The sequence below is a fragment of the Burkholderia sp. LK4 genome, assembly GCF_001043615.1.
GTDB classification, from domain to species: domain Bacteria; phylum Pseudomonadota; class Gammaproteobacteria; order Burkholderiales; family Burkholderiaceae; genus Burkholderia; species Burkholderia cepacia.
In genome coordinates this window covers 67262-93850 of record NZ_LDUL01000011.1, presented here as the reverse complement: position 1 = coordinate 93850, position 26589 = coordinate 67262, and the positions used below count along the sequence as shown (strand labels likewise).

Below are 26589 nucleotides of genomic sequence, written 5' to 3'. Positions count from 1 at the left end.
GCCGTCCGCCCGTCGGGCGTCAGGCGGTGCCGGTGCCTGCGATGCGGTCGAGGTCCGCGAGCGCATCGTCCGGCAGCACGAGGCCGGCCGCCGCGAGGTTCTCGCGCAGATGCGCGACCGACGACGTGCCGGGAATCAGCAGGATGTTCGGCGCGCGACGCAGCAGCCACGCGAGCGCGACCTGCATCGGCGTTGCGCCGACGCGCGCCGCCACGTCGGACAGTGTCGACGACTGCAGCGGCGAGAAGCCGCCGAGCGGAAAGTACGGCACATAGGCGATGCCGTCGCGGGCGAGCGCGTCGATCAGCGCGTCGTCGCCGCGATGGGCGACGTTGTAGTGGTTCTGCACGCACACGATGTCGCAAATCCGCCGGCCCTGCGCGATCTGCGCGGGCGTGACGTTGCTCAGGCCGACGTGGCGGACGAGCCCGCGCCGCTGCAGGTCGGCGAGCGTGCTCAGCGGCGCCTCGATCGATCCTTCTGCCGGCCCGTGCGGGTCGAACATGATGCGCAGGTTGACGACGTCGAGCACGTCGACTCCGAGGTTGCGCAGGTTGTCGTGTACGGCCCGTTCGAGTTCGGCGGGCGCGAAGGCGGGCAGCCACGATGCGTCGTCGCCGCGTCGCGCGCCGATCTTGGTGACGATCACGAGATCGTCGCGATACGGATGCAATGCGTCGCGAATCAGCCGGTTGGTCACGTGCGGGCCGTAGAAATCGCTGGTGTCGATATGGTCGACGCCGGACGCGACGGCTTCGCGCAATACGTTCAGGGCGGCATCGCGGTCCTTCGGCGGACCGAATACGCCCGGTCCCGCGAGCTGCATCGCACCGTAGCCGATGCGTTTGACGTGGCGATCGCCGAGCCGGAAGGCGGCGGTGTGTCGGATGTCGGACATGACTGTGCTCCTGTCGAAAGTGCGTCCAGCATAGGCATTGGCCGTCTGCGCGATAAGCCGTCATAATCCGCACGGGTTGTACGAAAAGGCGAACAATGCAAACCGATCTGGGCGACCTGAATGCGTTCATGGCAGTGGCGCGCGCCAGCGGCTTTCGCGACGCCGCGCGCATGACGGGCCTGAGCGCGTCGGGGCTGAGCGAGGCCGTGCGCCGGCTGGAAGCACGACTGGGCGTGCGCCTGCTGCACCGCACGACGCGCAGCGTCGTGCTCACCGAGGCCGGCGAGCGGCTGCTTCTGCGCCTCGGGCCCGCGCTCACCGAAGTGGAAGCGGCGCTCGACGGGGTCGGCGAATTCCGGGACAAGCCGACCGGCACGCTGAAGCTCAACGTGCCGGTCAGCGCGGCCCGGCTCGTGCTGCCCGCGATCGTGCCGCGTTTCCTCGATGCGTACCCGGATATCCGGCTCGAAGTGATCGCCGACGAGAACTTCGTCGACGTGCTGGCGGCCGGGTGCGACGCCGGCATCCGCTATGACGAACGGCTCGAACAGGACATGATCGCGGTACCGATCGGCCCGCGCGTCCAGCGCTTCGCGACCGCGGCCGCGCCCGGTTATCTCGACCGTCATGGCCGGCCGCGTCACCCGCGCGATTTGCTCGACCATCGCTGCGTGCGCGGACGCTTCGCGAGCGGCGCGATGCCGCCGTGGGAGTTCGAGCGCGACGGCGAGGTCGTGCGGGTCGAGCCGGCCCCCGGGCCGCTGCTGGTGCAGATCGGCGGCGCGACGGACCTGATGGTCGACGCGGCGATCGCCGGCACCGGGATCGTGCATCTGTTCGAAGACTGGCTGCGTCCGCATATGGACAGCGGTGTGCTCGAACCGGTGCTCGAACCGTGGTGGCGACCGTTCTCGGGGCCGTTTCTCTACTACCCGGGGCACCGCCTCGTGCCGCCGGCGCTGCGCGCGTTCATCGATTTCGTCAAGGCATCCTGAGTTTCGAAGGTGTCGCGCATGCGCCGGATGCCCCCGCTCAGCGCATCGGCGCGTGTGCGTCGAGCAACTGCCGATGGCGCGCGTCGGTTGCGTCGTCGGCGGGGAACATGCATTCCATGCGCAATTCCTGCGCGGCGGCGCTTTGCGGCGTCCCCACCGTCGTGACCAGCGAGAAGTAGCGCAGCACGACGCCTTCATGCACGAAGCCGATCGGGATGACCGGCAGCGACGGCGCGGCGGCGGGGGCCGGCGGCGATGCCCGGTCGCTCGGCACATCGGAGGTGGCGAGCAGGTCGTCGAGGAGCAGCCGCGTGTCGTCGTCGATCACGTGGCCGACCGATTCGCGATGCACGCGCTGCAGCAGGCTGCGCGATACCGTATCCCAGTCGGCGATGAACGGCCGCATGCCGTGCGGATCGAACATCAGGCGCAGCAGGTTGCGCGGGCCGTCGCGCGCGGCCATGTCGATGAAGCAGCCGAAAAAGCGCGGTACCGCGTCGTTGGTCATCAGCACGTTCCAGTGGCGATCCATCACGATCGCCGGAAACGGCTCGTGCTGGCGCACGACCCGCTCCAGCGCGCGGATCACGCCGTGCATCTCCTGTGCATCCCACGGCGCTTCCGAATACATGGGCGCATAACCGGCCGCGAGCAGCAGCGCGTTGCGTTCGCGCAGCGGCACATCGAGCGTCTGTGCGAGCGTCAGCAGCGTGTCGCGGCCCGGCACGCTGCGCCCGCTTTCGATGAAGCTGATCTGGCGCTGCGAGATGCCCGCGTCGAGCGACAGGTCGAGCTGGCTCACGCCGCGCACGTCGCGCCAGTAGCGCAGCAACCGGCCCAGTTCGTGCGGCGGCGCGTGCCGATCGCGGCGGCTGGCGTTCATCGTGCCTCCGTGGGCGTTCCGTGAGCGACGCGAACGACTATATCGGACTCACGCGGCATGCGCATGCCACGCGAACGCGTCGAACGGCGCTTCGAGCGCGGGCCGCGTCACGCTGCCGACGTAGTTCGTGATCGTCGACGCGGCGACCACCGCGATCACTTCCAGCAACTGTTCATCGTTGAAGCCGGCGTCGAGGAACGCCTGCCGGTCGGCATCGGCCAGACGGCCGCGGGTGTCGATCAGCTGGCGTGCCGTGGCCGACAGCGCGGCCAGTTGCGCATCGCCGGGCAGGTTGCCGCGGCGGATCGCGTCGACGTCGGCGTGGGTCACACCCTGTTTCAGCGCCAGCGCGGTATGGAATGCGACCGGCCACTCGCTCGCGTTCGTGACCGCGTTGGTGAGCAGGAGCGTCTGGATCTGCGGCTCGGTGAGGCTGCTTGCGTGCACGCGCTCGAACAGGCCGATGAAGCCGTTGATCAGCACCGGTGACGCGGCCATGGCCGCCGCGATGTTCGGGATCGTGCCGAACGTGTGCTGGAGTTGCTGGAGCACGGGCTTCGATTCAGCCGGTGCCGAGGCGAGGGTGTGAAGCGGGTAGGCGGACATGACGTCTCCGGGGCGATGAGCGCCGCCGGAATGGCGGCGCGACACCCGAAGCGTAGGAGCGGCCGTGTCGTGCGCCAATTACATGGGATGTAATCGTTCGATCGATGCGCGCGCGAGGCCGTTCGTCCCGCGAATCGCCTAGCCGCCTTGCCTGACCATCTCCGCCAGCGTCTTCATCGCCTGCAGGTACGGATACGGCCCGTGACTGATACGGGCCACGCCGTAGTCCGCGAGTTCGGCCAATGTCGGCGTCTCCGCGACGCGCATCACGTTCACCGGCAGCGGCGATGCGGCCGTCAGCGCGCGAATGAGCGCCGGCGAGCGCAGCCCGGGCACGAAGAGCCCGTCGGCGCCGGCCGCCGCGTATGCGTGTGCGCGGGCCAGCGTGGCATCGAGCAGGCGCTCGTCGTGCGTGTCGGCCGGCGCCTTGAAGAACACGTCGGTGCGTGCGTTGATGAAGTAGTCGGCGCCTGCCCGGTCCGCAGCCTGCCGGGCTGCCGCGAGACGCGCTGCGGCGGCTTCGACGTCACGCAATTCGCCCGTCGCCGGAAAGCTGTCCTCGAGGTTGCAGCCGATCGCGCCGGCCTCGATGCTGAGCGCGATCGTTGCGGCGACATCTTCCGGCCGCTCGCCGTACCCGCTTTCGAGATCGACGGTGACGGGCAGGTCGGTCGCGCGCGTGATGCACTCGAGCACGTCCATCATGAGCGCGCGCGGCATCTGCTCGCCGTCGACGAACCCGTTGGCCGCCGCGACCGACCAGCTGCCGGTTGCCAGCGCGACGGCGCCCGCGTCGGCCGCCGTGCGCGCGCTGCCGGCGTCCCACACGTTGAATAGCGCCAGCGGCTGGCCCGCGCGGTGAAGCGACCGGAAATACGCGCCTTTCTCGTTGCTGCTCATGTTTGTGTCTCCTTGTGGAAAACCGGGTCGGTCGTCGTGCCGAACGATACTGCCACCGAATCGAGCGCCGCGAGAAAGTCGCGTGCGTCGAACAGTTCGCCGAGGCTGCGCACGCCGCCTGACACGACGGTGCGGCCCGTCATCAGGCGCACGGCGGCCTCGACGATGATCGGTGCGCTGACCGCATAGATGTCGCGCCCGGACGCGGTCGCGCGGTGCGTCGTGCCGCCCTGCACGACGATCGCGTCCATCGCGAACTGCTGCGCCGAGCGGCCCAGCGCGTCGGTCGGCTCGGGCGGCGGCGTGGCGGCATCGCGCACGTCGCGCAGCGCGAGCGTCGCGAGCCACGATTCGATCGTGTCGATGCGCAGGTGGCGCGAGAGCGTCATCACTTCCGAAAACGGCAGCAGCGTGACGTCGACCCGGCCGATCGGCGGCGGGAACGGCCATGCGCGTTCGCGTGGGGTCGACGGCACCGGCGTCGGTTTTCCGTCCTTCTGCACGAGCCGTACCGCGCGGTTGCGTTCGCCCGTCACGCGCGTGCCGCGCGTCGGGTGCCAGCGGTCGAGCCCGGTCGCGATATCGACGCGCTCGATCGGCAGGCTCTTGTCCACGACGGCCGTGACGAGCAGATCGGCCAGGCCGCCGTAGAACGCCGCGGCCGGCACGACAGTCACGCCCGCGGCGCGTGCCCGGGCATCGCAGTGTTCGGCCAGCGCCAGCACCGACGGCTGCTCGGCCGTCAGGTCGAGATAGGGGATGCCGGCCCGCAGTGCGGCATCGGCCAGCGGCAGCGCGGTATCGAGATACGGCCCCGCGCAGTTGATCACGGTATCCGCGCCGCGCAGCGCGGTGTCGAGCGCGGCCGGATCGTCGATCGCGGCGACGCGCGCGAGCGACGCTTCGTCGCCGCCTTCCGCGAGCCGCGCCGCATCGCGGCCGATGCGGATCGCGCGCAGGCCACGCCGTGCCAGCTCGGCGACGACAAACCGCCCGGTATGACCCGTGGCGCCATAGACTGCAACCGTCATTCGATCGTCCATGATCAACTCCGATACAGAACGGTCTGTTTTATAGTACAGACCTGTATCGTCGTCAATCCTGCGGTGCTATGATCGGCTCACTGTTGCGGCAAGGGCGGCCAGTACGGCCGGGTCGGGATGAAAAAGGAAACAGGTACACCAGGGAACGCGCCCGATACGCGCGAACGCATTCTGCAAACGGCCAGCGAGTTGTTCTACCGGGAGGGTACGCGCGCGGTCGGCGTGGATCTGATCGTCGCGCAGGCGGGTGTGGCGAAGACGAGCCTCTATCGTCACTTCGCGACGAAGGACGACTTGATCGAAGCGTTCCTGCTGCGCGAGGACGCCGATTTCTGGGCGCATTGGGATGCGGTGGCCGCGCGGTACCGGCGCACGCCGCGCGAGGAACTGGATGCGCAGCTGCAATGGATCGGTGAACGCATCGCGCGCCCCGGCTATCGCGGTTGCCCGCAGATCAACATCGCCGCCGAATACGCGGACGGCAATCATCCGGCCCGCAAGGTGGCCGTCGCGCACAAGCAGGAGTTGCGGCGCCGGCTGACCGAGCTGGCGGGCGCGATGGGCGTGGACGAACCGGAAACCTTCGCGCTGCGGCTCGCGACCGTCATCGACGGCGCGCTGAGCAGCGGGCACGCGCTGCATGCGCACGGGCCCGTGGCCTTCCTGCAGGAATTCGCCCGACTGCTGTTGCCGAAGAAGGGCCGGAAGCCGGCCGGCCTGCCGCGGTAAGTCGCGCGCCGGTTCCGTTCAGCCGCGTGCGGCCGGATCGACGGACAGCACACGCAACTGGCCACGCAACTGATCGACTTCCTCCGGTGCGAACGGCCGTTCGATCTCGGCATGCGTCTGCTGCCACAGCGGAAATGCCTCGGCCAGCAGGTCGTGGCCGGCTTGCGTCAGTTCGAGCAGACGGCTGCGCCGGTCGTCCGGGTCCTGCGCAATCGTGACGAGGCCGCGCCGCTCGAGCGGTTTGAGCGCGGCCGTGAGCGTGGTGCGATCCATCGCGAGCAGCGAGGCGACCGATTTCATCGGCGCCGGCTGCGGCCGGTTCAGCGACATCAGCAGCGAAAACTGGCCGTTGGTGAGGTCCAGCGGGCGCAGCACATCGTCGAAGATCCGCGCAAGATTACGCGCCGCGCGCTGCATGTGCAGGCACAGGCAGCAATCGCGCACCATCAGCGTCGTTTCGAAAGGGAGCTTTTCTTTTCGTGCCATGTTGCAATTGTGTTGATATCAACCTATCGTGTCAAGGTCGAGGCGCGGCAGTCCGTCGTGCCCGTCACCGGAGGAGGCGGCATGAGTGCTCAACAGCAGTTGTATCTCGCGGTATTTCTCGGCGCCAAGGATAGCCCGGCCATGAAGGCCTGGCTGGCGCTGCCGGAAGACGAACGGCGCACGCGCGAGCGCGACGGTATCGCCGCGTGGCATGCCTGGGTCGACCGCAATCGCGACGCGATCGTCGAGATGGGCGGGCCGCTCGGCAAGACGAAGACGATCGATGCGGCCGGCGTCACCGACACGTCGAACGCGATGAGCGGCTTTACCGTCGTGCGGGCGGCGTCGCACGATGCGGCGGCCGCCCTGTTCGAAGGCCATCCGCATTTCACGCTGTTCCCGGGCGTGGCGATCGACGTGATGCCGGTGCTGGCGATTCCCGGCGCGTAACCGACGCGCGAGGCCAGGCGTTGCGGATCGGCGAAGCGCCGTGGCCGGCATGCGGACATTTCCGACATTCTGGATGGAGACTGGCGATGAAGCTTTACGGATTTGCCGGCACCCGCTCGCAACGCGCGCTGTGGGGGCTGAAGGAGCTGGATGCCGACTTCGAGTTCGTCTCGGTGAACCTGCTCCAGGGCGAGCACAAGCGGCCCGAATTCCTGCGCCTCAATCCGGCCGGCAAGGTGCCCGTGCTGGTGGACGGCGACCTCGTGATTCCCGAATCGGCCGCGATCGTGCTGTATCTCGCGGACAAGTACCCGGAGAAGGCGTTGCTTCCGGTCGATCCGGCGCTGCGCGCGCAGGCCTACCGGTGGGTGATGTTCGCGGTGACGGAGCTCGAGCAGCCGCTGTGGCGGATCACGCGGCATTCGTTCCTGTATCCGCCGGAGAAGCGCTCGCCGGCCGAGATCGAGCTGGCGCGCGACGATTTCAGGACGATGGCCGCGATTCTGGACAAGCATCTGGAAGGGCGCGAGTTCATCGTCGGCGACACGCTGACGGTGGCCGACTGCGTGACGGCTTACCTGATCGACTGGGCCGGCGAGTGCAACCTGATCGAATCGTTCCCGCAGCTGCGGGCATACCTCGAACGGCTGTATGCGCGGCCGAACGCGCCGCAGCGGATCGCGGACGCGCGCAAGGCGGCGTGAGCGTGCGGCGGCCGGCCGTTCCATTTGCGCAGCGGGCGAGTGCCTGTCATCAGCAAGTCATGGCGGTAATGCGTGCGTCGCGCACGCGGCGCACGCAGGCGCTTGCGCTCACGCTACGTCGTCAGGCCCGCCGAGCGCGCGACACAGCATCGACAGGTCGTTGAGCGTCAGGTGCGGCGCGGCGGCCTGTTGCTGCACGCGTTCCGGTTCCGGATGCGGGTCGCGAACCACCCACGCTGCCTGAAGCCCCGCGTTCAATGCACCGACGATATCGAGGTGATAGTCGTCCCCGACGTGCAGCAGTTCCGCCGGCTGCACGTCGAGCGTTTCCGCCGCCGCATGGAAGATCCCGGGCGCCGGCTTCGCGACCCCGAATGCCTGCGCGCTGAGCGTCGCACGAAAGTATTCGCCGCCGCCGGTCATCCGGAGGTCGGCGTTGCCGTTGGTCACCGCGATCAATGGAAACCGCGCACTCAACCACGCGAGCGCCGGCAACGCATCGTCATAGAATTCGACCCGGTTGCGCGCGGCAAAGAACGCCGCGTACGCGTGCTCGGCGAGCGCGACATCCTCGTTCGCACGCTCCAGCGCAAGCCGGATCGATCCGATCCTCATCGCACGGAAATCGCCGGCGAGCCCGGGGAATAATCGTTCGTATTCCTCACGCAACCCGCTCAGCGCCTGCTGCGTGGACAGCACACGCGCGGTACCGGGCGCGTGCTCGATCAACCATGCGTGAAGCGCCGCTTCGGCCCGTACGACGGCCGGCCCGAACGGCCACAGGGTGTCGTCCAGGTCGAACGAGAGGGCGGAAACTTTGGCGAGACGCATGGCGGTTGACGAGAGGGTTTCGTTTACCACGGCCACGGAATAGAGATTCCGGTGCCGTTTTCGAGGGCCTGTCGATACAGGAAGCGGGCGACGGTCAGGTCCTGAAGCGCCAGCCCGGTCATGTCGAAGACGGTGATCTCGTGCGGCGCGCGGTCGACCGACGCGGCTCCGGCGAGGATGTCACCGATTTCAGTGCGTGGCAAATCCGGCGCCCACTGGCACTCGCCGATGCTGCGCGCCTGATCGTGATCGTCCACGACGATGCGCGCGCGTTCCAGCACGCCGGCCGGAAGCTCGCGCTTGCCGGCCGTGTCGGCGCCGACGCAGGTCAGGTGGGTGCCCGGCCGAACCGCATCCGCATCGAACAGCGGGCCGCCGCCCGGCGTGGCCGTGATGACCACGTCGCTATCGGCCACCGCGTCGTTCCGGTCGCGTGCCACGCCGATCGTGCATCGCTCCCGGAACGCCGATTCGAACCCCGGGTCAGGCTCGCCGCTGACGTTCACGTACCGCACCGTGCAGCGTTGCGGCAGCAGCCCGAGCGCGTAGTCGAGCTGGACGCGCGCCTGCACGCCCGTGCCGAACACGCAGATTCGCGTGCTGTCGCGCCGCGCGAGCAGTTGCAGCCCGAGGCCGCCGGCGGCACCGGTTCGCGCGGTGGTGATCGCATTGCCGTCCATGATGCACAGCGGGCGGCCCGTGGCCGGATCGAACAGCGCGACGGTGGCCTGATGCGGTTCGCCGCCGAGCGCCCGGTTGCCGGGCCAGAACCCGGCCGCCTTGAAGCCGAGCAGCGCCTGGCGCGCGACGTCGCCCGACTTGATCCCGAATACGCCGCCCGTGTGCAGCTTCTCGCGAACCACCGGAAACACGCGCCCGGCCCGTTGACTGTGCAGCACGAAGGCTTCGCGAACCGCCGCCGTCACTTGCGCGGCCTCGAGGGCGGGTTCGACGGCATCGCGGTCGAGAAGCAGGAGTCGGGCGTCTGTCGGCATGTTCGGGCAAGCGCTTTCGGCGCAACGCAAAACGAGGGTGTTTAAATTTTGTCCAGATTTGGACAAATAGTCAATGTATCGGCGAAAAGATGCGGGCGTGCGGTTCGGCTCACCACCCGTAGAAGCGCGGCCACGCCTGCGCGCTGCCGTCGTCGCCGATCGCCTGATACTCGGGATGTTGTGCACCGGTGGCGCACGCGTGATTCGGCAGGATGCGCAGGCGGGTGCCGATCGGAAACCGTTGCGCGATGCCGGAGTCGGGTGCGCCCGTGCGCGACACGATCCCGTGTTCCTGGTTGGCGGCGCTCATCACGTAGCCGCCGAGCACGTCGCCGTGTTCGGTGCACACCTGCCCGTAGCCGAAATCGCGCGCCTGACGCTGCGTGCCGCGGTCGCGGCTCATCGCCATCCAGCCTGCGTCGACGATCGCCCAGCCTTTCTCTTCCTGGTGCCCGATGACGGTGGTCAGCACCGACAGCGCGATGTCGGACAGGTCGCACACGCCGATGTTGTGCATCACGAGGTCGAACATCACGTACACGCCGGCACGCACCTCGGTGACGCCGTCGAGGTGTCGCGCCGCGAGCGCGGTGGGTGTCGAGCCGATACTCACGACCGGGCAGGGCAGCCCGGCGGCCCGGAGGCGTTCCGCCGCGCGCACGGTGCGGCTGCGCTCCTGTTCGGCGATGGCCGCCAGCGCTTCGGGCGTGCTGTAGTCGTAGCTGGAGCCCGCGTGCGCCAGCACGCCGCCGAGCACCAGCCCGCCGTCGACGAGCGCGCGGCCCACGTCGATCAGCAGGCCGGCGTCGGGCGGGATCCCCGAGCGGTGGCCGTCGACGTCGACCTCGATCCACACTTCGAAGCGCTCGCCATGCGCGCGCCCGAATTCGGCGATCGCGTGTGCGGCGGGCAGGCTGTCCGTGACCAGCTTCAGGTCGCAGCCCTGCCGGCGCAGCGCGAGCGCGTGGCCGAGCTTCGCGGGCACCATGCCGACCGCGTAGACGATGTCGCGGATACCGTGCGCGAAAAACTGTTCGGCTTCCTTGAGCGTCGACACCGTGACGCCTTGCGCGCCCGCGGCGATCTGGGCATCGACGACGTGCGTGCATTTGGTGGTCTTGACGTGCGGCCGGAACCGGACGCCGAGCGCGTCCAGATGTGCCTGCATGCGGCCGATGTTGTGACGCATGCGGCCGACGTCGATCAGGGCGGCCGGGGTGTTGTGGGTTTGAAGGTCCACGATGTGTTGCCTCGGAAGGTTGCCGATGCGAACACTGTAGGGGCGTCGACGGGCCGCGTGTTTAACGCAACGCTAATACGGCATTAAACACGGTTTAATCGACCGGATCGCGCGAGCCGAAGCCAAAGTCCGAGCCCGGCGCAACTCATGCCTTCCCGCGCCACGGCGGCGGGCTCAGCAACCGCGTCGCGGCTTCGAGGAAGACCCGTTGCCGCGCGGAGCGGCCGGTGCGCGACGGCAACAGCGCCGTGACCGGCGCGGGCGGCAGGTGCCAGTCGGGCAGCAGCCGGACGAGCCTGCCGTTCGCGAGCAGCGGCGCGACGTCCCACTCGGAGCGCTCGACGATCCCGAGCCCGGCCAGCGCCCATTCGGTGATGACGGTGCCGTCGTTGGAGGACAGCGCGCCGGTGACGCGGATCACGGCGGACCGGCGTGGGGCACCCTTGACGTCGTCGCCAGACGAGAAGCGCCATCGCGGGATGTCCTCGTCGTTCTCGCGCAGGCACAGGCAGTCGTATCGGGTCAGGTCGGACGGATGGTTCAATGCCTTGATGCGACGGGCATAGCCAGGGCTCGCGCACAGAAACCGCTCGTTGGGCGCAAGCGGATAGCCGATCCACGACGACGACTTGAGGCTGCCGACGTGCACGACCACGTCGGCCCCCGACGCGCTGGTCAACGGGCTGTCCGACAGGTGGAGCGCGATGTCGAGTTTCGGGTGTGCACGCTGCAGGTCGCGCACGATCCGCGCGACGTACTTTCGCCCGAAGCCGAGCGGGGCGACGACGCGCAGCGTGCCCTGCACGTCGCCGTGGTCGCCTGAAATGCTGACCGGCAGCGCTTCCACGCGCTCGAGAATGTCGACGGCTTCCTGGTACAGCCGTTGCCCTTCGTCGGTCAATGCGACCCCTTTCGGTTGCCGCACCGCGAGCCTGGCGTTCAGGCGCGCTTCCATCCGCTGCAGGCGGATCGTGACCGCGGGCGGCGTGAGATCGAGCAGCCGGGCGGCGGAGGCCAGCGAGCGCGACGTACCGATCGCGCGTACGAGCCGAAGGTCGTCGAGGTCGAGCATTTCGTGTCTCTTAATGTGAACGATGCAGGGCATTAAACCGCATATCACGCGTCGTAGCCATCGGAGCGGCGGCGCGGACGACGTCGCCGGTATCGACGGCTTAAAGAACGGTCGCATTGCGCCGATATAGAGACGACGTCCGGCTTTCTGTGCAGCGTGTCCAGACCAGCACGGTGCATGCCGTGGAAGGCCGAGACCTATTCCAACGAAAAAAATGGAGCCTCTCACCTTATGAAGTCCGTCTTTACCCGTCCCCTGGCAGGCCGCCTCGCAATCGTCGTCGCGGCCGCTTCGCTCGCCGCGTGCGGCGCGACGAACCCGCTTCAACAGGCCGGCCAGGGGATCATGGGCGCGCTGACGTCCGACGCGGGCCGGACCGACGTGTCGAGCCAGAAGCCCGTCGTCCTGAAGATTCCGAACGATCCCGGCATCCAGCCACGCAAGGTCGCGCCGTATTCGACGGTCATCGTCCGCGATGTCGGCTACGACAGCCGCAGCGTGCAGGTCATCGCGACCGCGCAGTACTACCGGCTTCGCTTCGAGAACCTGACGCCCGGATCGTTCGTCGTCCATGCGCGCACGGACAACGGGGTCGCCGGGTCGGGCGTGAAGTACGACGTCAACTTCAACGTGCAGGAATCGCCGAAGGGTTATCAGGTCGCGTTTCAGCCGATGACGCGCAATGCCTATCAGCAGGGACTGATCGGCAAGTTTCCGGTGCCGAACTTCAACGACGCGGACCTGCGCACGCAGTTGACGTCGCTGCAAATCGTCTACCGCTTCGAGGTGGATTCGCCGTACAACTCGGAATCGGTGACCGCGAACTTCATGCGTCTCGCGCGTCCGATGACCGCGCGGCAGGGCTGGGCCGATCCTGTGACGGGCAAGATCTACAGCAGCTACTTCGTGTCCACGCTGCATGGTCGCGACATGACGTATGTCACGCAGGTGTATCCGTATCACAACGGGTCGAAGGCGGTGATCACGGCGGTGATCACCGGCGTCGAAACCGCGCCGGATACGGTCGACTTCGGCGTGCTGATCAACGATGCACGCCACATGCTCGAGAACATCGCGAAGTCCTGATCGTGAGCCCAGGGGCTGCGCACCGCGTCACGCGCGCAGCCCGACGATCAGCGACCGATGCGCGGCGACCCCGGCCATCACGCCCGACGCCGACGCGAACGTCGCGTTGCTCATCGGCGTCGACGCGTCGCCGGCCGCGAACACGCCGGCGACGTTCGTCTCTTTCCCCGCATCGACGCGCACGACGGGGCCGAACGGCCCGTCGTCGAATGCACAGCCGAGCTGCTGCGCGAGATCGCTCGCCATTGCCGTACGCGCGCCGACGAACAGCGCATCGACCGGCACGACCTGCCCGTCGGCGAGCCGCAACGCTTCGATACGCGGCGCGTCGCCCAGGATTTCAACGACCGGCGAGCGCTCGATGCGAACGCCGCGCGCGTCGAGCAACGCGGCTTCTTCGTGGTTCGCCTCGACCACGCCTTGCGTGAACCACGTCGTCGGGCCCCAGTCCGGAATCAGGATCGCCTGGTGCACGGACAGCGGATGCGTGGCGAGCACGCCGAGCCGCCGGCCGCTCACCTCGTACCCATCGCAGTACGGACAATGCAGCACGCTGACGCCCCAGCGTTCGGCGAGCCCCGGCAGCGCGGGCAGTTCGTCGCGGATGCCCGTCGCGAGGATCAGCCGGTCGGCGCTGGCCCGGCTGCCGTCGGCCAGCGTCACGTGGAAGCGGCCGTCCGCATCGCGTTCGGCCGTGCGCGCGTCGCCTGCGATCCGCCGCACGGTCGGATACGCGGCGAGTTGCGCGGCGGCTTCCTCGACGATCTGCGCGGGCGGCTTGCCGTCCTGCCCGAAAAAGCCGTGCGCGTGCGCGGCAACGCGGTTGCGCGGCCGGCCGGCGTCGATCACGAGCACGCGGCGGCGCGCCCGCGCAAGCTGCATCGCGGCCGACAGCCCCGCAAAGCTGCCGCCGATCACGATCACTTCATGATGGTCATGCATGCATCCGCTCCTTTCCTGAACCTGCGTGAATGAAGGACGTGTTCCGATGGCATCCAACTCATGAAACACGAGAAGTTGCATGATAGGGCGGTGGTATCATTCACGCAACTTCAAAAGTTTCGAGAGAGGGGCGCCGCCCGTGAGAACCGATAGCCGTTTGTCGCGCATGCTGCATGTGCTGATCCACATGGACCAGGCCGACGGCCCGCTGACGTCGGAGACGATCGCGACGATGCTGGGCACGAACCCGGTGGTCGTGCGACGCCTGCTCGGCGGTTTGCGCGACCACGGCTACGTGCAGTCGGAGAAGGGGCATGGCGGCGGGTGGGTGTTGAGTGTCGCGCTCGACGACATCACGCTGCTCGACGTCTATGGCGCGGTGGGCGAGCCGCCGCTGTTCTCCGATCTCGTCACCGACGACGAGGCCGAATGCCTGATCGAGCAGGCCGTCAACGCGCACCTGTCGGCCACGCTGAAGGAGGCCGAGACGACGCTGCTCGCCCGCTTCGGCGAAGTCACGCTCGGCATGCTGTCGCGCGATTTCGAAGCGAAGGCGGCCCGGCGGCGCAAGCCGCGCTGACGCGCCGCAGCATCGCGGCCGGACACGGCCGCCGTGCGCGCCGGCGCGACCGAAACCGTCGCGCCGCGATGTTCTGTCCCCCAACTTCTGCCCGGTTCGCCCGCCACAGGGCAAAATACGGGTTTTCCGCACCCGCGAGGGCGCGACCGAATCACGCGCCGGGCGGCGGCAGTGCGCAATCCGCACGCCGCCGCCGGGTGCCCAGGCAAGATCGCTCGCCGTGTCGCGAGCCCACAGGAGTCCAGACCTCATGCCCGAATCCAACCTGTCCTTCTTCGGCCGGCTGTCGCTTGCCGTCGGCACGTTCTTCTCCGTGCTCGGCAACCGCGAGTTCGCAGCCGGCGTGCTGCGCGTGCGCGACGGCGCCCCGGCGCCGGTCGCGCCGACCCCGGCACCGGCTGCCGCGCCCGTTGCGCCGGCCCCCGCACCCGCACCCGTGAAGGCGCCTGCCCCCGAACTGCGCGAGGCGAGCCCCCAGGCCGCGCTGCAACTGCTCGGCCTGCTGCAGCGCGATGCGCGCTTCATCGACTTCGTCGAGGAAGACATCGCCGGTTACGCGGACGCCGAGATCGGCGCAGCCGCGCGCCTCGTGCACGACGGCTGCCGTGCCGCGCTGCGCGAACACTTCACGATCGTGCCGGTGCGCGACGAAGCCGAGGGCAGCCGCGTGACGCTGCCGGCCGGTTTCGATGCGACGGCCGTGCGCGTGACCGGCAACGTGGTCGGCGCCGCGCCGTTCACGGGCACGGTCAGCCATCGCGGCTGGCGGGTGGCCGACGTGCGCCTGCCGAAGCTGACGGGCAGCCACGACGCCTCGGTCGTCGCACCGGCGGAGGTGGAACTGTGAGCGATCCGCGTTATTCGATCGGTATCGATCTCGGTACGACCCACTGCGCGCTGTCGTATGTCGACAGCGCCGCGAGCGACGGCGAAACCATCACGCAGCAGGTGCTGCCGATCGCGCAGCTCACCGCGCCCGGCGCGCTGGAGTCGCGCGACCTGCTGCCGTCGTTCCTCTACCTGCCGCATGAAAGCGAACTCACGCAGGGCGACCTGACGCTGCCGTGGACGGCCTCGCGCGCCTTCGCCGTCGGCGAGATGGCGCGCACGCGCGGCGCCGGCACGCCGATCCGCCTCGTGTCGAGCGCGAAGAGCTGGCTGTGCCACCCGGGCGTCGATCGCCGCGCGGCGATCCTGCCGAGCGATGCGCCGCCGGAAGTGTCGCGCGTGTCGCCGCTGGAAAGCTCGATCCGCTACCTGACGCACCTGCGCGAAGCGTGGGACCACGCGCATCCCGACGCGCCGTTCGCCGACCAGGACGTGACGGTCACGATTCCCGCGTCGTTCGATCCGGCCGCGCGCGAACTGACGGCGGAAGCCGCGCGTGCGGCCGGCTATTCGCGGATGACGCTGCTCGAGGAGCCGCAGGCTGCGCTCTACAGCTGGATCCAGAAGAGCCAGGGCGGCTGGCGCAAGCAGGTGCAGGTCGGCGACCTGATCCTGTGCGTCGACGTCGGCGGCGGCACGACCGACCTGTCGCTGATCGCGGTGGTCGAGCGCGACGGCAATCTCGAGCTGCATCGCGTGGCGGTCGGCGAGCACATCCTGCTCGGCGGCGACAACATGGACCTCGCGCTCGCGCACGTGGTCGCGCGCAAGCTCGCGCAGCAGGGCACGCAGGCCGATCCGTGGCAGCTGCGGGCGCTCACGTACGCATGCCGTTCCGCGAAGGAAACGCTGCTGTCCGATCCGTCGACCGACGCGGTGCCGCTCGTCGTGCCGAGTCGCGGCTCGAAGCTGATCGGCGGGTCGATCCGCACGGAGCTCACGCGCGCGGAACTCACGCAGACGATCCTCGAAGGCTTCTTCCCGCAGGTCGACGCAGCCGCGCGCCCGGTGAGCCGCGCACGCGTCGGCCTGACGCAGCTCGGCCTGCCGTATGCGCAGGATGCGGGCATCACGCGCCATCTCGCGGCGTTCCTCGGCCGCCAGGTCGCGGCGCTCGACTCGCTCGAGGGCCTGCAGCGCACGCTGCCGCAGGGCGCGACGTTCCTGCACCCGACTGCCGTGCTGTTCAACGGCGGCGTGTTCAAGTCGACGCTGCTCACGCAGCGCGTGCTCGATACGCTCAACAACTGGCTCGCCGCCGAAGGCGCGCCGCCCGCGCGCCTGCTCGAAGGCGCGGATCTCGATCTCGCGGTCGCGCGCGGTGCCGCGTACTACGGCTACGTGAAGCGCGGCCGTGGCGTGCGCATTCGCGGCGGCACGGCGCGTGCGTACTACGTCGCGATCGAATCGGCGATGCCCGCGGTGCCGGGGCTCGAGCCGCCGGTGCAGGCGCTGTGCGTCGCGCCGTTCGGGATGGAGGAAGGCTCGGACGCGGCGCTGCCGCCGCAGGAGTTCGGCCTCGTCGTCGGCGAACCGGTGCAGTTCCGCTTCTTCGGTTCGTCGGTGCGCCGCCAGGACCAGGTCGGCACGCTGCTCGACTACTGGTCGCCGGAAGAACTGCAGGAGCTCGAGGAAATCCAGGCGACGCTGCCGGCCGAAGGGCGCACCGTCGGCGAGGTCGTGCCCGTGAAGCTGCATGCACGCGTGACCGAAGCCGGCACGCTCGAACTCGAGGCGATCCCGAGCGGCACGAACGAGCGCTGGAAGGTCGAGTTCGACGTGCGCGGCGCCGCCTGAGCGCGATGAAGCGCTATACGGTCGGGATCGACCTCGGCACGAGCAATACGGTCGTCGCTTACGTCGAGGCCGGTTCCGACGCGATCCGCGTGTTCGACGTCGAGCAGCTGGTCGGCCCCGGCGCGGTGGCCGCGCAGCCGCTGCTGCCGTCGGTGCGCTATCACCCGGCGGCGGGCGAGTTGCCGCCGGATACGTTGCGGCTGCCGTGGGCGGCCGCCGCGAAGGCAAGCGCGAACGCGGCCGGCGATCCGCCGGCCGTGATCGGCCGCTACGCGCGCACGCTCGGCGCGCAGGTGCCGGGCAGGCTCGTCACGAGCGCGAAGAGCTGGCTGTCGCACGCGTCGGTCGACCGGCTCGCGGCGATCCTGCCGTGGGGCGCGGCCGACGGTGTCGAGAAGGTGTCGCCGGTCGACGCGAGCGCGAGTTATCTCGCGCACGTGCGCGATGCGTGGGACGCGCGTTTTCCCGACGCGCCGCTCGCGAAGCAGGACGTGATCCTGACGGTGCCCGCGTCGTTCGACGACGGCGCGCGCGCACTGACGGTCGAGGCCGCGCGACGCGCGAAGCTGCCCGCGCTGCGGCTGCTGGAAGAGCCGCAGGCCGCGTTCTACGACTGGCTGTACGGCCAGCGCGACACGTTGCGCGACACGTTCGCCGCCGCGCGGCGCGTGCTGATCTGCGACGTCGGCGGCGGCACGACCGACCTCACGCTCGTCGATGTCGCGCCGGGCGACGACGGCGAGCCCACCTTCACGCGCGTCGGCGTCGGCAACCACCTGATGCTCGGCGGCGACAACATGGACCTCGCGCTCGCGCGCCTGGTCGAGACGCGGCTGACCGAGCCCGGCACGCGGCTGTCGGCCGCGAGCCTGTCGCAGCTCGTCGAGCGCTGCCGCGCGGCGAAGGAACGGCTGCTCGGCGACGATGCGCCCGCGTCGGTCACCGTCACGCTGCTCGGCGCGGGCAGCAGGCTCGTCGGCGGCGCGCGTTCGGCCGAGCTGACGCGGCAGGAAGTCGAGCAGATCGTCGTCGACGGGTTCTTCCCGCAGGTCGAAGCCGGCGAGCTGCCGCGCCGTGCGCGCGCCGCGATCGTCGAATTCGGTCTGCCGTATGCGAGCGACGCGGCCGTCACGCGGCATGTCGCCGCGTTCCTGCAGCGCCACGCGGAAGGCCCGCTACCCGATACGCTGCTGCTCAACGGCGGCGTGTTCCGCGCGGGCGCGCTCGCCGGCCGTCTTGCGCAGACGCTCGGCGCATGGCGCGGCGCGCCGCTCGACGTGCTGCACAACGCGCATCCGGACGTGGCCGTCGCGCGCGGCGCGGTCGCGTACGGGCTCGCGCGTGCCGGGCATGCGCCGCGCATCGGCGGCGGGTCCGCGCGCAGCTATTTCCTCGTGCTCGACGACGGCGCGGCCGATTCCGCCGCGCGCGGCGTCTGCCTGCTGCCGCGCGGTGCGGAAGAGGGCCGCGAGATCCGGCTCGACGATCGCACGTTCGCGTTGCAGCTCGGACAGCCGGTGCGTTTTCACTTGATGTCGACCGTGGCCGAGACCCCGTACCGGCCCGGCGATCTCGTCGATCTCGACGGCGGCGATTTCGTGCGGCTACCGCCGATCGCGACGGTCGTCGACGCGAAGGCGGGCGGCGACGCGCGCGAAACGCCGGTGAAGCTCACCGCGTCGCTGACCGAGGTCGGCACGCTCGAGATGCATTGCATCGCGACCGACGATGCGGCGCGCCGCTGGAAGCTCGAATTCCAGTTGCGCGGCGATGCGCCGGTGCACGGCGACGACGCCGCGCCCGCGCGACATCCGCGGCTCGATCAGGCGATCGAGCTGATCGAGCGCTCGTTCGGCAGCAAGGCAGCGGGTGTCGCGCCGAAAGACACGCGCCGGTTGCGCGCGCAACTCGAACAGGTGCTCGGCGCGCGTGAAGCGTGGGACGTCGCGCTCGCGCGCGAGCTGTTCGACGCGCTGCTCGCGCGCGCACGCCGCCGCCGCCGCTCGGCCGATCACGAGCGTGCGTGGCTGAACCTTGCCGGGTATTGCCTGCGTCCGGGTTTCGGTCATCCGCTCGATGCCTGGCGCATCGAGCAGCTGTGGCCGCTGTTCGACGACGGGATCCAGTACGTGACCGACGGGCAGGTGTGGTCGGAGTGGTGGACGCTGTGGCGGCGCGTGGCCGGCGGCCTCGACGACGATGCGCAGACGCAGGTGCGCGACGCGATCGCGTTCCTCGAACCGTCCGACGACAAGCGGCGCAAGCTGCCGTTCGATCCGGGCAAGGTCGGCCCGGCCGACATGACGCGGCTGTCCGCGTCGCTCGAACGGCTGCCCGTCGAGCGCAAGGTCGAACTGGCCGAACGCCTGATCGCGCAATTGCAGAAGCCTGCCGAGCGTGCGCTGTGCGCGTGGGCGCTCGGGCGCATCGGTGCGCGCCGGCCGTTTTACGGCAGTGCGCACAGCGTCGTGCCGGCGGAAGTCGCCGGTGGCTGGCTCGATGCGCTGTTCGCGCTCGACTGGAAACAGGTCGAGCCGGCCGCGTTTGCCGCTGCGCAGATTGCGCGGATGACCGGAGACCGTTCGCGCGATTTGCCGGACGTGACGCGCGACGCGGTAATCAAGCGCCTGTCGGCCGCGAATGCGTCGCCGGCGTGGATCGACATGGTGCGCGAAGCGATCGCGTTCGACGAAGCCGATACGGTACGCGTTTTCGGCGAGACGCTGCCGGCCGGGTTGAAGTTGCTGGCGGGTTGAGCGGCGCGGTGACGCGACGGTATCGTCGGGATACCTGAGCATGCCGTCGATGCTCACGGATTCGACGACCTTGAAAAAACGGCTGCCGATGCATCGGCAGCCGTTTTCGTTAGTACGGATCGTGCGGCGGTCAGACCGGCGCCATCGCTTCACGCAACGATGCGGCCGACTCCACGGCGATCGCGTCCGGCGCAACGGCCCGCCGCGCGAGATGAATCCCCGCGAGCATGCAGCGCACCGACCCGCCGGCCAGCTCGATCGTCGGCACGTCGAGCGGCAGCAGCCGCGCGGAGCGCTCGATCACCGTGCGCTGGTCGCGCGTGAGGCAATCGAACGCGCGCCGCGACAGCGCGAGCACACGCCCGTCCTTGCCCGACAATTCCAGCGTATTGCCCGCGAAATTCGCGATCTGCGATGGATCGAGCGCGATCACCGCGCGCCCCGTTTCGGTCAGACGCTGCGCGATTTCTCCGCGACGCCGGCTGTCGGCGATCAGGTCAAGACCCACCATCGCGAATTCGGTGGCGACGCTCATCATCACGTTCGTGTGATAGATCGCGCGCCCGTCGGCATCGGCCGTATCGAAGCAGATCGGCTCGAAATTGAAATGCGTGCAGAAACGTTCGAGCGCGACCGGATCGGCGCGGCGCGAGCGCGCGGTGTAAGCGATCCGCGCGACGTGGTCGAGCACCATCGCGCCGGTGCCTTCGAGGAACACGTCGTCGTATTCGAGGCCCGAGTAGTCGATCACGTCCTGCACGCGATATTCGGCCTTCAGCATCTCGATCACGTCCGCGCGCCGCTCGCGGCGGCGGTTCGGGCTGTACATCGGATACAGCGCGATATGGCCGCCCGGGTGCGTCGAGAACCAGTTGTTCGGGAAAACGGAATCGGGCGTGTCGCGCTCGCCGTGGTCGTCGAATACATGCACGCGCACGCCCGCATCGGCGAGCGTCTGCGCGGCGGCCGTGACTTCGTCGCGCGCGGCGGCCGATACCGACGGCAGGTCGGGCGTGCCGTTGCCGGCCGTGCGCTGGAAGGCGTTGTCGGCCGCGGTCTGCGGGTTCGGCAGGAAGCGGTGCGGCCGGATCATCACGACGGCGGCCGGCGCCTGGATCGATACGAGATTCATGACAGGCAGGAACGAAGGGCAGAAAACGGGCGGCGCACCGGCCGCCCGGGCATCACGGTCAGCGCGCGAACGCGGCGACGGCTTCGGTCACGTATGCCGCGTGACCCTGCGCGATCGCGGCCGGATCGTCGATCAGCGCGAACAGGTTCTTCGGGTCGACGGCCGGCGGAATCAGCGCGATCTCGACGCCCGCGTTGTGCTGCTGCGCGAGCGCATACAGGTAGCGCAGCGCCGAATAATCCTCGAGCGCGAAGCCGACCGAGTCGAACACCGTGACTTCGTCCGCGCGTTCGCGGCCGGCCGTCTCGCGTTGCAGCACGCGCCACAGCTCGGTGACGGGGAAGTCGGCCGGCATCTGCTGGATCTCGCCCTCGATGCGCGACTGCGGCTCGAATTCGACGAACACGCGGCCCGCATGCAGCACGCCTGCTTCGAGCTCGGTCTTGCCCGGGCAATCGCCGCCCACGGCGTTCAGGTGCATGCCGGGCTCGATCATGTCGGCCGTGACGATCGTCGCGTATGCCTTGTCGGCGGTGACGGTCGTCACGATGTCGGCGCCGCGCACGGCGTCGGCGGTCGATGCGGCACGCACGACGCGCAGTGCCGGGTACGCGGCGAGGTTCCGCACGAGCTTGTCGGTCGCGCGCGGATCGACGTCGAACACGCGGATTTCGTCGATGCCGAGCAGCGTGTGGAACGCGATCGCCTGGAATTCGCTCTGCGCGCCGTTGCCGACCAGCGCCATCGTGCGCGAATCGGGGCGGGCGAGTACCTGTGCGGCGAGCACCGACGTGGCGGCCGTGCGCAGCGCGGTGGTGAGCGTGAGTTCGGCGAGCAGCAGCGGGTAGCCGGTGTCGACTTCGGCGAGCGCGCCGAACGCCATCACCGTGTGCATCCCGCGCGCGGCGTTGACGGGGTGGCCGTTCACGTACTTGAACGCGAACAGCGACGCGTTCGCGACGGGCATCAGTTCGATCACGCCGTCGCGCGAGTGGCACGCGACGCGCGGCGACTTGTCGAAGTCGGCCCAGCGCAGGTAATCGGCGCGCAGCGTGTCGACGAGTTCGCGCAGGAACGTCGTGACGCCGGTGCTGGCGATCAGTCGGGCGGTGGCGGGAACGTCGAGGAAGCGGGTCATGCGTCTGTCTCCAAGTTCTCAGTGCCGGTACGGATGTCCCTGGCGTTCTGGTGGACCGGGCGGTGCTTCGGCGCGGCTCGGGCTTGTATGGAAAGCGGCGGCGCGGCGTGTCCGGCCGGTCGATACGCCATTATTTCCGCGAGTCGAGCCAACAAAAAGACAGCAAAAGTGGCAGATTTATCGATAGACTTGGCAGAATGCCAACGCGATCCGGCACTTTGACAGGTTTCGCTGGCGCAGAATGCGCAGCCTCCGGCACGCTGGCGGCCGGTTCACGTTCAACAGGAAGCTCCGCCCATGATCACGCTCGACGATGTCGACCGGCAGCTCATCGCGCTGCTGCGCGACAACGCGCGACTGCCCGTCGTCGCGCTGGCGAAGGAACTGCGGGTCGCGCGCGCGACCGTGCAGAACCGGCTGACGCGGCTGGAGAAAAACGGCGTGATCGTCGGTTATACGGTGCGGCTCAAGCCGGCGGCGGAACGCCACCGGATCCGCGCGCTGATGTCGATCGCCGTGCAGGGCAACCGCGGCGCGGAAGTGGTGAAGGTGCTGCGCGGGCATCCGAACGTCACATCGATCCACAGTACCAACGGGCGCTGGGATCTCGTCGCCGAGCTGCATGCCGATTCGCTCGAGCACTTCGATCGTGTGCTCGGCGCGATCCGGTTGATCGACGGGATCGCGAATACCGAGACGAGTATCCTGCTGTCGACGCACAAGGCGTGACGCGGGCGGGGCCTGCGTCAGCCCGTGTTCGGGTTGGGTCGGGCATCAGGCGCGAGGCATCAGGCGAGTGACGCCGGTTCCGGAAACACCGGCTCGCCCAGCGTCAGCATCAACCGGTTCGCCCACGCGAAGATCGCGACCGCGTGCGACAGGTCGAGAATCTCCTCATGGGTCAGCCCTTCGGCTTGCAGCGCGGCGATATCGCGCGCATCGACCGTTTCGGGCCGCTCCGTCAGTGCGATCGCACAACGCACGATCGCGCGTTCGCGCGCCGTCGTGCCGGCCGTCGCCGGATCGTCGAATACCTGCTCGATCGCGTCGGTGCGTTTCGCGAGCTGCGCGAAGCGCTGCGCATGCACGGATGCGCAATACACGCAGCCGTTCACGCGCGACACGGCCGTGCTGGCGAGTTCGCGCTCGGCGCGCGACAGCCCGCCGGGGCCGTACATGATCGCGTTGAACACGCCCGAGCGTTGCCGCAGGATCTCGGGCAGATGGACGAGCAGCAGGTAATAGTCGGATGTCTTCGCTTGCGGGTGGCTCGCGTCGAGCACGGCCAGCTGCTCGGGCGTCGCGGCATCGAGCGAAACGATGTCGAGCCAGGCGCGCCAGCCGAGCGTGTCGGACGTGAAGCCGTGGGCGGTCGTCGTCATGCGGCCTCCGTTGCAGTGCGTGCCTGAAGCGCCTGCGCGGCAACGGCGACGCGCAACTGGTACGCGACGAACGCCACGAGCTGCGACAGCGCGACGATCGCGGGCGTCGTGAGCCCGGCCGACTTCAGCGCGTCGAGATCGGACGGGCGCGCATCGACAGGGGCGAGCGTCAGCAGGCGCGCATGCGCCAGGATCGCGCCGATGCGTCGGGGCAGCGCATCGAACGCATCGGCATCCGCGCGTGCGATATCGTCGAGCGTGCCGCCCGCGTCGATCAGCCGCGCGCGATAGGTGTCGGTCAATGCCGGCGCCTTCGATTTTTGCGCGACATACCGGGCCGTGTGCAGTCTTTCGATCAACGAAAGATCGGGCAGCGCGGGATCGAACAGGGCAGCCTCGCTCAGCCGCGTATGAAGCAGCACCTTCTCGCGTGCGCGGCGCAGTGCGGCGATCGCGTCGCCGTCGTGCAGGCCGGCCACCGCATCGATCGTGTCCGGCGCATCGGCCGGCGTGATGGATTCAGTCATCGTTCAGGATTCCTTCGTCGTTTATGTGGTCGATGGGCGAGCACTCATGCATCGGCGTCGCGCCACTCGTCGCCTTGCAGTTCCGCGTTCGCGTATGCGACGAGCGCGTCGTAGTGGCGATCGCGATCCGCGTCGAACAGCCGGCTCGCGATGCCGCGCGCGAGCCGCTCGGCGCCCGCGCTGATCGCCGGGATATCGCCGGACAGCTTGCCGTGGCTCAGGCTCGCCGCATGGTTGAAGCAATGGATTCGCGTGACGGCCGGGCATGCGCCGGGCTCGCGTTCCTGGAACGAGAATGCGGGGCCGAGATCGGGCGATTCCGCGAGTTCGTCGAGCCACAAACCCGATGCCGGCCGATAACGATCCTTCCAGCGCCGCACGTGCGAGCCGAACGACGCGAATTCCGCGCGTGTCGTCCAGTCCGAATGAAAGCCCGTCGCGAAGATCAGGAAATCGACGGTGTAGCGCCCGCGCGGCGTCGTCACGTCGAGGCCGTCCGCATGCTCGGCGAGCGTCTCGATCGGGCTGCCCGCATGAAAATGTGCATGCTCGTGGCGCGACACGCGCAGCACGCTGTCGCGCGGCGGCGGCGTCTGCGACGTCAGCGCGTAGTGCATGAAGCGCCACTTCGTCGCGTCGTCGAGATCGGCATAGCCGTGCACGAGCCCGGGGCTGCCGATGCCCGTCAGCTTGTTGATGCGCGGAATGTCTGCGCGGCGGAAAAACAGGTCGACGCGCGCGGCGCCGGCTTCGAGCGCGGTACCTGCGTTGTCGAATGCGGACGCGCCCGCGCCGACCACGCCGATGCGCTTGCCCGCGAGCGCCGCGAAGTCGATCGGCTCGGACGAATGCGCCCAACGCGCGCGCGGCGCGCGGTGCGCGACGGGCGGCACGTACGGGCCGCCGAGCCCGTCGCGGCCGGTCGCGAGCACGACGTGCCGCGCGAGCAGCGTCTGCGCTTCGCCGTTGCTGTGCACGTCGAGCGCGAGCAGGCCGTCGTCGCGCGGGCGCAGCGCGACGAGCGTGGTGTCGTTGCGCACCGGCAGGTCGAGCACGCGCCGGTACCAGCGCAGGTAATCCATCCATTGCGTGCGCGGAATCTTGTAGAGCGCGTCCCATGCATCGCGGCCGTATTGCGCTTCGAACCAGGCGCGGAACGTCAGCGCGGGCAGGCCGAGCGCAGGGCCCGCGAGCTGCTTCGGCGAGCGCAGCGTGTCCATCCGCGCGAACGTGACCCATGGCCCTTCGTAACCGGCCGGCGCGCGGTCGATCACGCACTGATTGTCGATGCCGAGCAGGCGCAGTTCGGCGGCCGCCGCGAGCCCGGCCATGCCGCCGCCGACGATCGCGACGTCGAGCACGCGTGTGCCGTCGGCGTCGCGCGGCGGCACCCACGACGGCGCGGGCAGGTCGAGCCAGCGCAGGTCTTGAGCGAGCCGGGTTTCGAGTGCGTGGAGTGCATCGGCGGGCATCGTCATGCGGCCTCCGGGCGCGTGCGGCGCGATCGTGTCGTGCGTGGCGGGCTGGAAGGGCGTGAAGGATTCGAAGGACGTGACGGGCGCCCGGCACGCAGCCGGTCGCCGCGCAGCAGCGCGTCGTGCGCGGCGGCCTCGTGAAAGATCACGTCGTCGAGCAGTGTGCGCGTCGTACGGTGCAGCGCGTCGAGCAGCGCATCGACGGCCGCCGTGCACGCCTTGCCGGCCGGCGTCGCGACGCCGAACGCGAACGGGATGTCGACGTCGAGCGGGCGGGCGACGACGCCGTCGACCGGCAGTGCGACACCGGTGGCCGGATCGACGATGCCGATCCCGATGCCGGCGCGCGCGACCATCACCGCATTCAGCGACGCATTGGTTTCGATGAAGACGCGTGCGTCGACCCGCGCGGCCGCGAATGCCGCATCGATCCGCTGGCGAAGCCGGTGCCGGTTCGCGACCGTCACGATGCGGCGGCGCGCGAGATCGCGCAGCGCGATGCGCGGCTGCGCCGCGAGCGGGTCGCCGGCGGGCAGCACGGCGACACACGGCGTCTGCGCGATCCAGTGCACGTCGAGCCCCGCATGCGCCATCGGCAACGTGACGACGCCGATGTCGGCCGTGCCGGCCAGCACCTCGTGCACGACATGCTCGGCCGATTCGCTGCGCAACTGGTAGTGCGGCGCCTGCGCGTCGTCGGGCAGCGCGGCGAGCGCGGCCGGCACGAGCGTCGCCGCGAGCGAAGGCGTTGCTGCGATGCGCACGGGTTCGGCGGTTTCGTCGCCGAGCGCCCGTGCGCGCGCCTCGATCGCACGCAGGCCGACCAGCGAGCGCTCGACTTCCTCGTAGAGCAGGAACGCACGCCGCGTCGGCGTGACGCGCGGGCCGTGCCGGTCGAACAGCGCGTAGCCGAGATCGGCTTCGAGCTCCTGGATCTGCCGCGTGACGGCCGGCTGCGAGCGGCCGAGCAGTTCGCCCGCACCGGTCACGCTGCCGGTCGACATGACCGCGGAAAACGCTTCGAGTTGATGCAGTTCCATGACACCTTCCGATG

At 69.3% G+C, this 26589-nt stretch carries 27 protein-coding genes; 10 read left to right on the top strand and 17 right to left on the bottom strand.

Annotated features, from left to right (window positions below; translation table 11 throughout):
• Positions 1-19: 19 nt before the first annotated feature.
• Positions 20-898 carry an aldo/keto reductase family oxidoreductase gene (locus VK92_RS07610; RefSeq protein ID WP_048020425.1) on the bottom strand — a complete coding sequence of 293 codons (879 nt, stop codon included), beginning with the start codon at positions 896-898 and terminating at the stop codon, positions 20-22.
• Between the two features lie 95 nt (positions 899-993).
• Between VK92_RS07610 and VK92_RS07605 the strand changes: the two genes are divergently transcribed.
• On the top strand, positions 994-1893 hold the full coding sequence (locus VK92_RS07605) for a LysR family transcriptional regulator (RefSeq protein ID WP_048020424.1): 900 nt from the start codon (positions 994-996) through the stop codon (positions 1891-1893).
• A gap of 37 nt (positions 1894-1930) precedes the next feature.
• Here VK92_RS07605 and VK92_RS07600 read toward each other — a convergent pair whose 3' ends face one another.
• The 4 genes from VK92_RS07600 to VK92_RS07585 form a co-directional block, all read right to left on the bottom strand.
• Positions 1931-2776, bottom strand: coding sequence for a helix-turn-helix domain-containing protein (locus VK92_RS07600; RefSeq protein ID WP_048020422.1), 846 nt, complete (start codon positions 2774-2776; stop codon positions 1931-1933).
• 48 nt (positions 2777-2824) lie between these two features.
• Entirely contained in the window at positions 2825-3382 is a 558-nt protein-coding gene (locus VK92_RS07595; RefSeq protein WP_048020420.1) for a carboxymuconolactone decarboxylase family protein, read from the bottom strand.
• Between the two features lie 138 nt (positions 3383-3520).
• Positions 3521-4282 (bottom strand): isocitrate lyase/PEP mutase family protein, encoded by a 762-nt coding sequence (locus VK92_RS07590; RefSeq protein WP_048020419.1) that lies wholly within the window; start codon positions 4280-4282, stop codon positions 3521-3523.
• Complete coding sequence (locus VK92_RS07585) at positions 4279-5325, bottom strand: saccharopine dehydrogenase family protein (RefSeq protein WP_048020417.1); 1047 nt, start codon at positions 5323-5325, stop codon at positions 4279-4281. The genes VK92_RS07590 and VK92_RS07585 overlap by 4 nt, the downstream gene beginning before the upstream one ends.
• A gap of 117 nt (positions 5326-5442) precedes the next feature.
• Between VK92_RS07585 and VK92_RS07580 the strand changes: the two genes are divergently transcribed.
• Entirely contained in the window at positions 5443-6054 is a 612-nt protein-coding gene (locus VK92_RS07580) for a TetR/AcrR family transcriptional regulator (RefSeq protein ID WP_021158362.1), read from the top strand.
• 18 nt (positions 6055-6072) lie between these two features.
• Here VK92_RS07580 and VK92_RS07575 read toward each other — a convergent pair whose 3' ends face one another.
• Complete coding sequence (locus VK92_RS07575; RefSeq protein ID WP_048020415.1) at positions 6073-6540, bottom strand: MarR family winged helix-turn-helix transcriptional regulator; 468 nt, start codon at positions 6538-6540, stop codon at positions 6073-6075.
• A gap of 81 nt (positions 6541-6621) precedes the next feature.
• Here VK92_RS07575 and VK92_RS07570 point away from each other — a divergent pair, with 81 nt between their 5' ends.
• Positions 6622-6990 carry a hypothetical protein gene (locus VK92_RS07570; RefSeq protein ID WP_048020413.1) on the top strand — a complete coding sequence of 123 codons (369 nt, stop codon included), beginning with the start codon at positions 6622-6624 and terminating at the stop codon, positions 6988-6990.
• 86 nt (positions 6991-7076) lie between these two features.
• The gene (locus tag VK92_RS07565; RefSeq protein ID WP_048020412.1) at positions 7077-7694 is read left to right on the top strand and encodes a glutathione S-transferase family protein; all 618 of its coding nucleotides are present in this window, start codon (positions 7077-7079) and stop codon (positions 7692-7694) included.
• Positions 7695-7802: 108 nt separating this feature from the next.
• Here VK92_RS07565 and VK92_RS07560 read toward each other — a convergent pair whose 3' ends face one another.
• The 4 genes from VK92_RS07560 to VK92_RS07545 all read right to left on the bottom strand — a co-directional run bounded on the left by VK92_RS07560 (position 7803) and on the right by VK92_RS07545 (position 11832).
• Positions 7803-8525, bottom strand: coding sequence for an HAD family hydrolase (locus VK92_RS07560; RefSeq protein ID WP_048020410.1), 723 nt, complete (start codon positions 8523-8525; stop codon positions 7803-7805).
• Positions 8526-8548: 23 nt separating this feature from the next.
• Entirely contained in the window at positions 8549-9520 is a 972-nt protein-coding gene (locus VK92_RS07555) for an ornithine cyclodeaminase family protein (RefSeq protein WP_048020408.1), read from the bottom strand.
• 109 nt (positions 9521-9629) lie between these two features.
• The gene (locus VK92_RS07550) at positions 9630-10760 is read right to left on the bottom strand and encodes a DSD1 family PLP-dependent enzyme (RefSeq protein ID WP_269431920.1); all 1131 of its coding nucleotides are present in this window, start codon (positions 10758-10760) and stop codon (positions 9630-9632) included.
• 145 nt (positions 10761-10905) lie between these two features.
• Positions 10906-11832, bottom strand: a complete 927-nt coding sequence (locus VK92_RS07545; RefSeq protein ID WP_122982952.1) for a LysR family transcriptional regulator — start codon at positions 11830-11832, stop codon at positions 10906-10908.
• Positions 11833-12063: 231 nt separating this feature from the next.
• On the opposite strand from VK92_RS07545, the gene VK92_RS38900 reads away from it, so the two are divergent.
• Positions 12064-12918, top strand: coding sequence for a hypothetical protein (locus VK92_RS38900; protein ID WP_053076228.1), 855 nt, complete (start codon positions 12064-12066; stop codon positions 12916-12918).
• A gap of 27 nt (positions 12919-12945) precedes the next feature.
• Here VK92_RS38900 and VK92_RS07535 read toward each other — a convergent pair whose 3' ends face one another.
• Positions 12946-13860, bottom strand: a complete 915-nt coding sequence (locus VK92_RS07535; RefSeq protein WP_048020404.1) for an NAD(P)/FAD-dependent oxidoreductase — start codon at positions 13858-13860, stop codon at positions 12946-12948.
• Positions 13861-13999: 139 nt separating this feature from the next.
• Between VK92_RS07535 and VK92_RS07530 the strand changes: the two genes are divergently transcribed.
• The 4 genes from VK92_RS07530 to VK92_RS07515 all read left to right on the top strand — a co-directional run bounded on the left by VK92_RS07530 (position 14000) and on the right by VK92_RS07515 (position 19881).
• Entirely contained in the window at positions 14000-14440 is a 441-nt protein-coding gene (locus tag VK92_RS07530) for an Rrf2 family transcriptional regulator (RefSeq protein WP_048020401.1), read from the top strand.
• Between the two features lie 250 nt (positions 14441-14690).
• Positions 14691-15287: a DUF2760 domain-containing protein gene (locus VK92_RS07525; protein WP_048020399.1), complete on the top strand. Its 597-nt coding sequence runs from the start codon at positions 14691-14693 to the stop codon at positions 15285-15287.
• Entirely contained in the window at positions 15284-17125 is a 1842-nt protein-coding gene (locus VK92_RS07520) for an Hsp70 family protein (RefSeq protein WP_048020397.1), read from the top strand. The genes VK92_RS07525 and VK92_RS07520 overlap by 4 nt, the downstream gene beginning before the upstream one ends.
• 5 nt (positions 17126-17130) lie before the next feature.
• Positions 17131-19881 (top strand): Hsp70 family protein, encoded by a 2751-nt coding sequence (locus tag VK92_RS07515; RefSeq protein WP_048020396.1) that lies wholly within the window; start codon positions 17131-17133, stop codon positions 19879-19881.
• Between the two features lie 130 nt (positions 19882-20011).
• Here the strand turns inward: VK92_RS07515 and ctlX are convergent, their stop codons facing one another.
• Together ctlX and VK92_RS07505 are read right to left on the bottom strand one after the other, a co-directional pair.
• Positions 20012-21013, bottom strand: a complete 1002-nt coding sequence (ctlX, locus tag VK92_RS07510; protein ID WP_021158376.1) for a citrulline utilization hydrolase CtlX — start codon at positions 21011-21013, stop codon at positions 20012-20014.
• Positions 21014-21071: 58 nt separating this feature from the next.
• On the bottom strand, positions 21072-22151 hold the full coding sequence (locus VK92_RS07505; RefSeq protein WP_048020394.1) for an ornithine cyclodeaminase: 1080 nt from the start codon (positions 22149-22151) through the stop codon (positions 21072-21074).
• Between the two features lie 297 nt (positions 22152-22448).
• Between VK92_RS07505 and VK92_RS07500 the strand changes: the two genes are divergently transcribed.
• Positions 22449-22880 (top strand): Lrp/AsnC family transcriptional regulator, encoded by a 432-nt coding sequence (locus VK92_RS07500; protein WP_042974028.1) that lies wholly within the window; start codon positions 22449-22451, stop codon positions 22878-22880.
• Between the two features lie 59 nt (positions 22881-22939).
• On the opposite strand, the gene VK92_RS07495 is transcribed toward VK92_RS07500, so the two are convergent.
• The 4 genes from VK92_RS07495 to VK92_RS07480 are packed head-to-tail and all read right to left on the bottom strand — an operon-like array spanning position 22940 to position 26575.
• Positions 22940-23533 (bottom strand): peroxidase-related enzyme, encoded by a 594-nt coding sequence (locus VK92_RS07495; protein ID WP_048020391.1) that lies wholly within the window; start codon positions 23531-23533, stop codon positions 22940-22942.
• Positions 23530-24060 carry a CMD domain-containing protein gene (locus tag VK92_RS07490; RefSeq protein WP_048020389.1) on the bottom strand — a complete coding sequence of 177 codons (531 nt, stop codon included), beginning with the start codon at positions 24058-24060 and terminating at the stop codon, positions 23530-23532. Before VK92_RS07490 ends, VK92_RS07495 begins: the two co-directional genes overlap by 4 nt.
• A gap of 44 nt (positions 24061-24104) precedes the next feature.
• Positions 24105-25538, bottom strand: coding sequence for a flavin-containing monooxygenase (locus VK92_RS07485; RefSeq protein WP_048020387.1), 1434 nt, complete (start codon positions 25536-25538; stop codon positions 24105-24107).
• Positions 25535-26575: a LysR family transcriptional regulator gene (locus VK92_RS07480; RefSeq protein ID WP_048020386.1), complete on the bottom strand. Its 1041-nt coding sequence runs from the start codon at positions 26573-26575 to the stop codon at positions 25535-25537. Before VK92_RS07480 ends, VK92_RS07485 begins: the two co-directional genes overlap by 4 nt.
• Between the last annotated feature and the right edge of the window lie 14 nt (positions 26576-26589).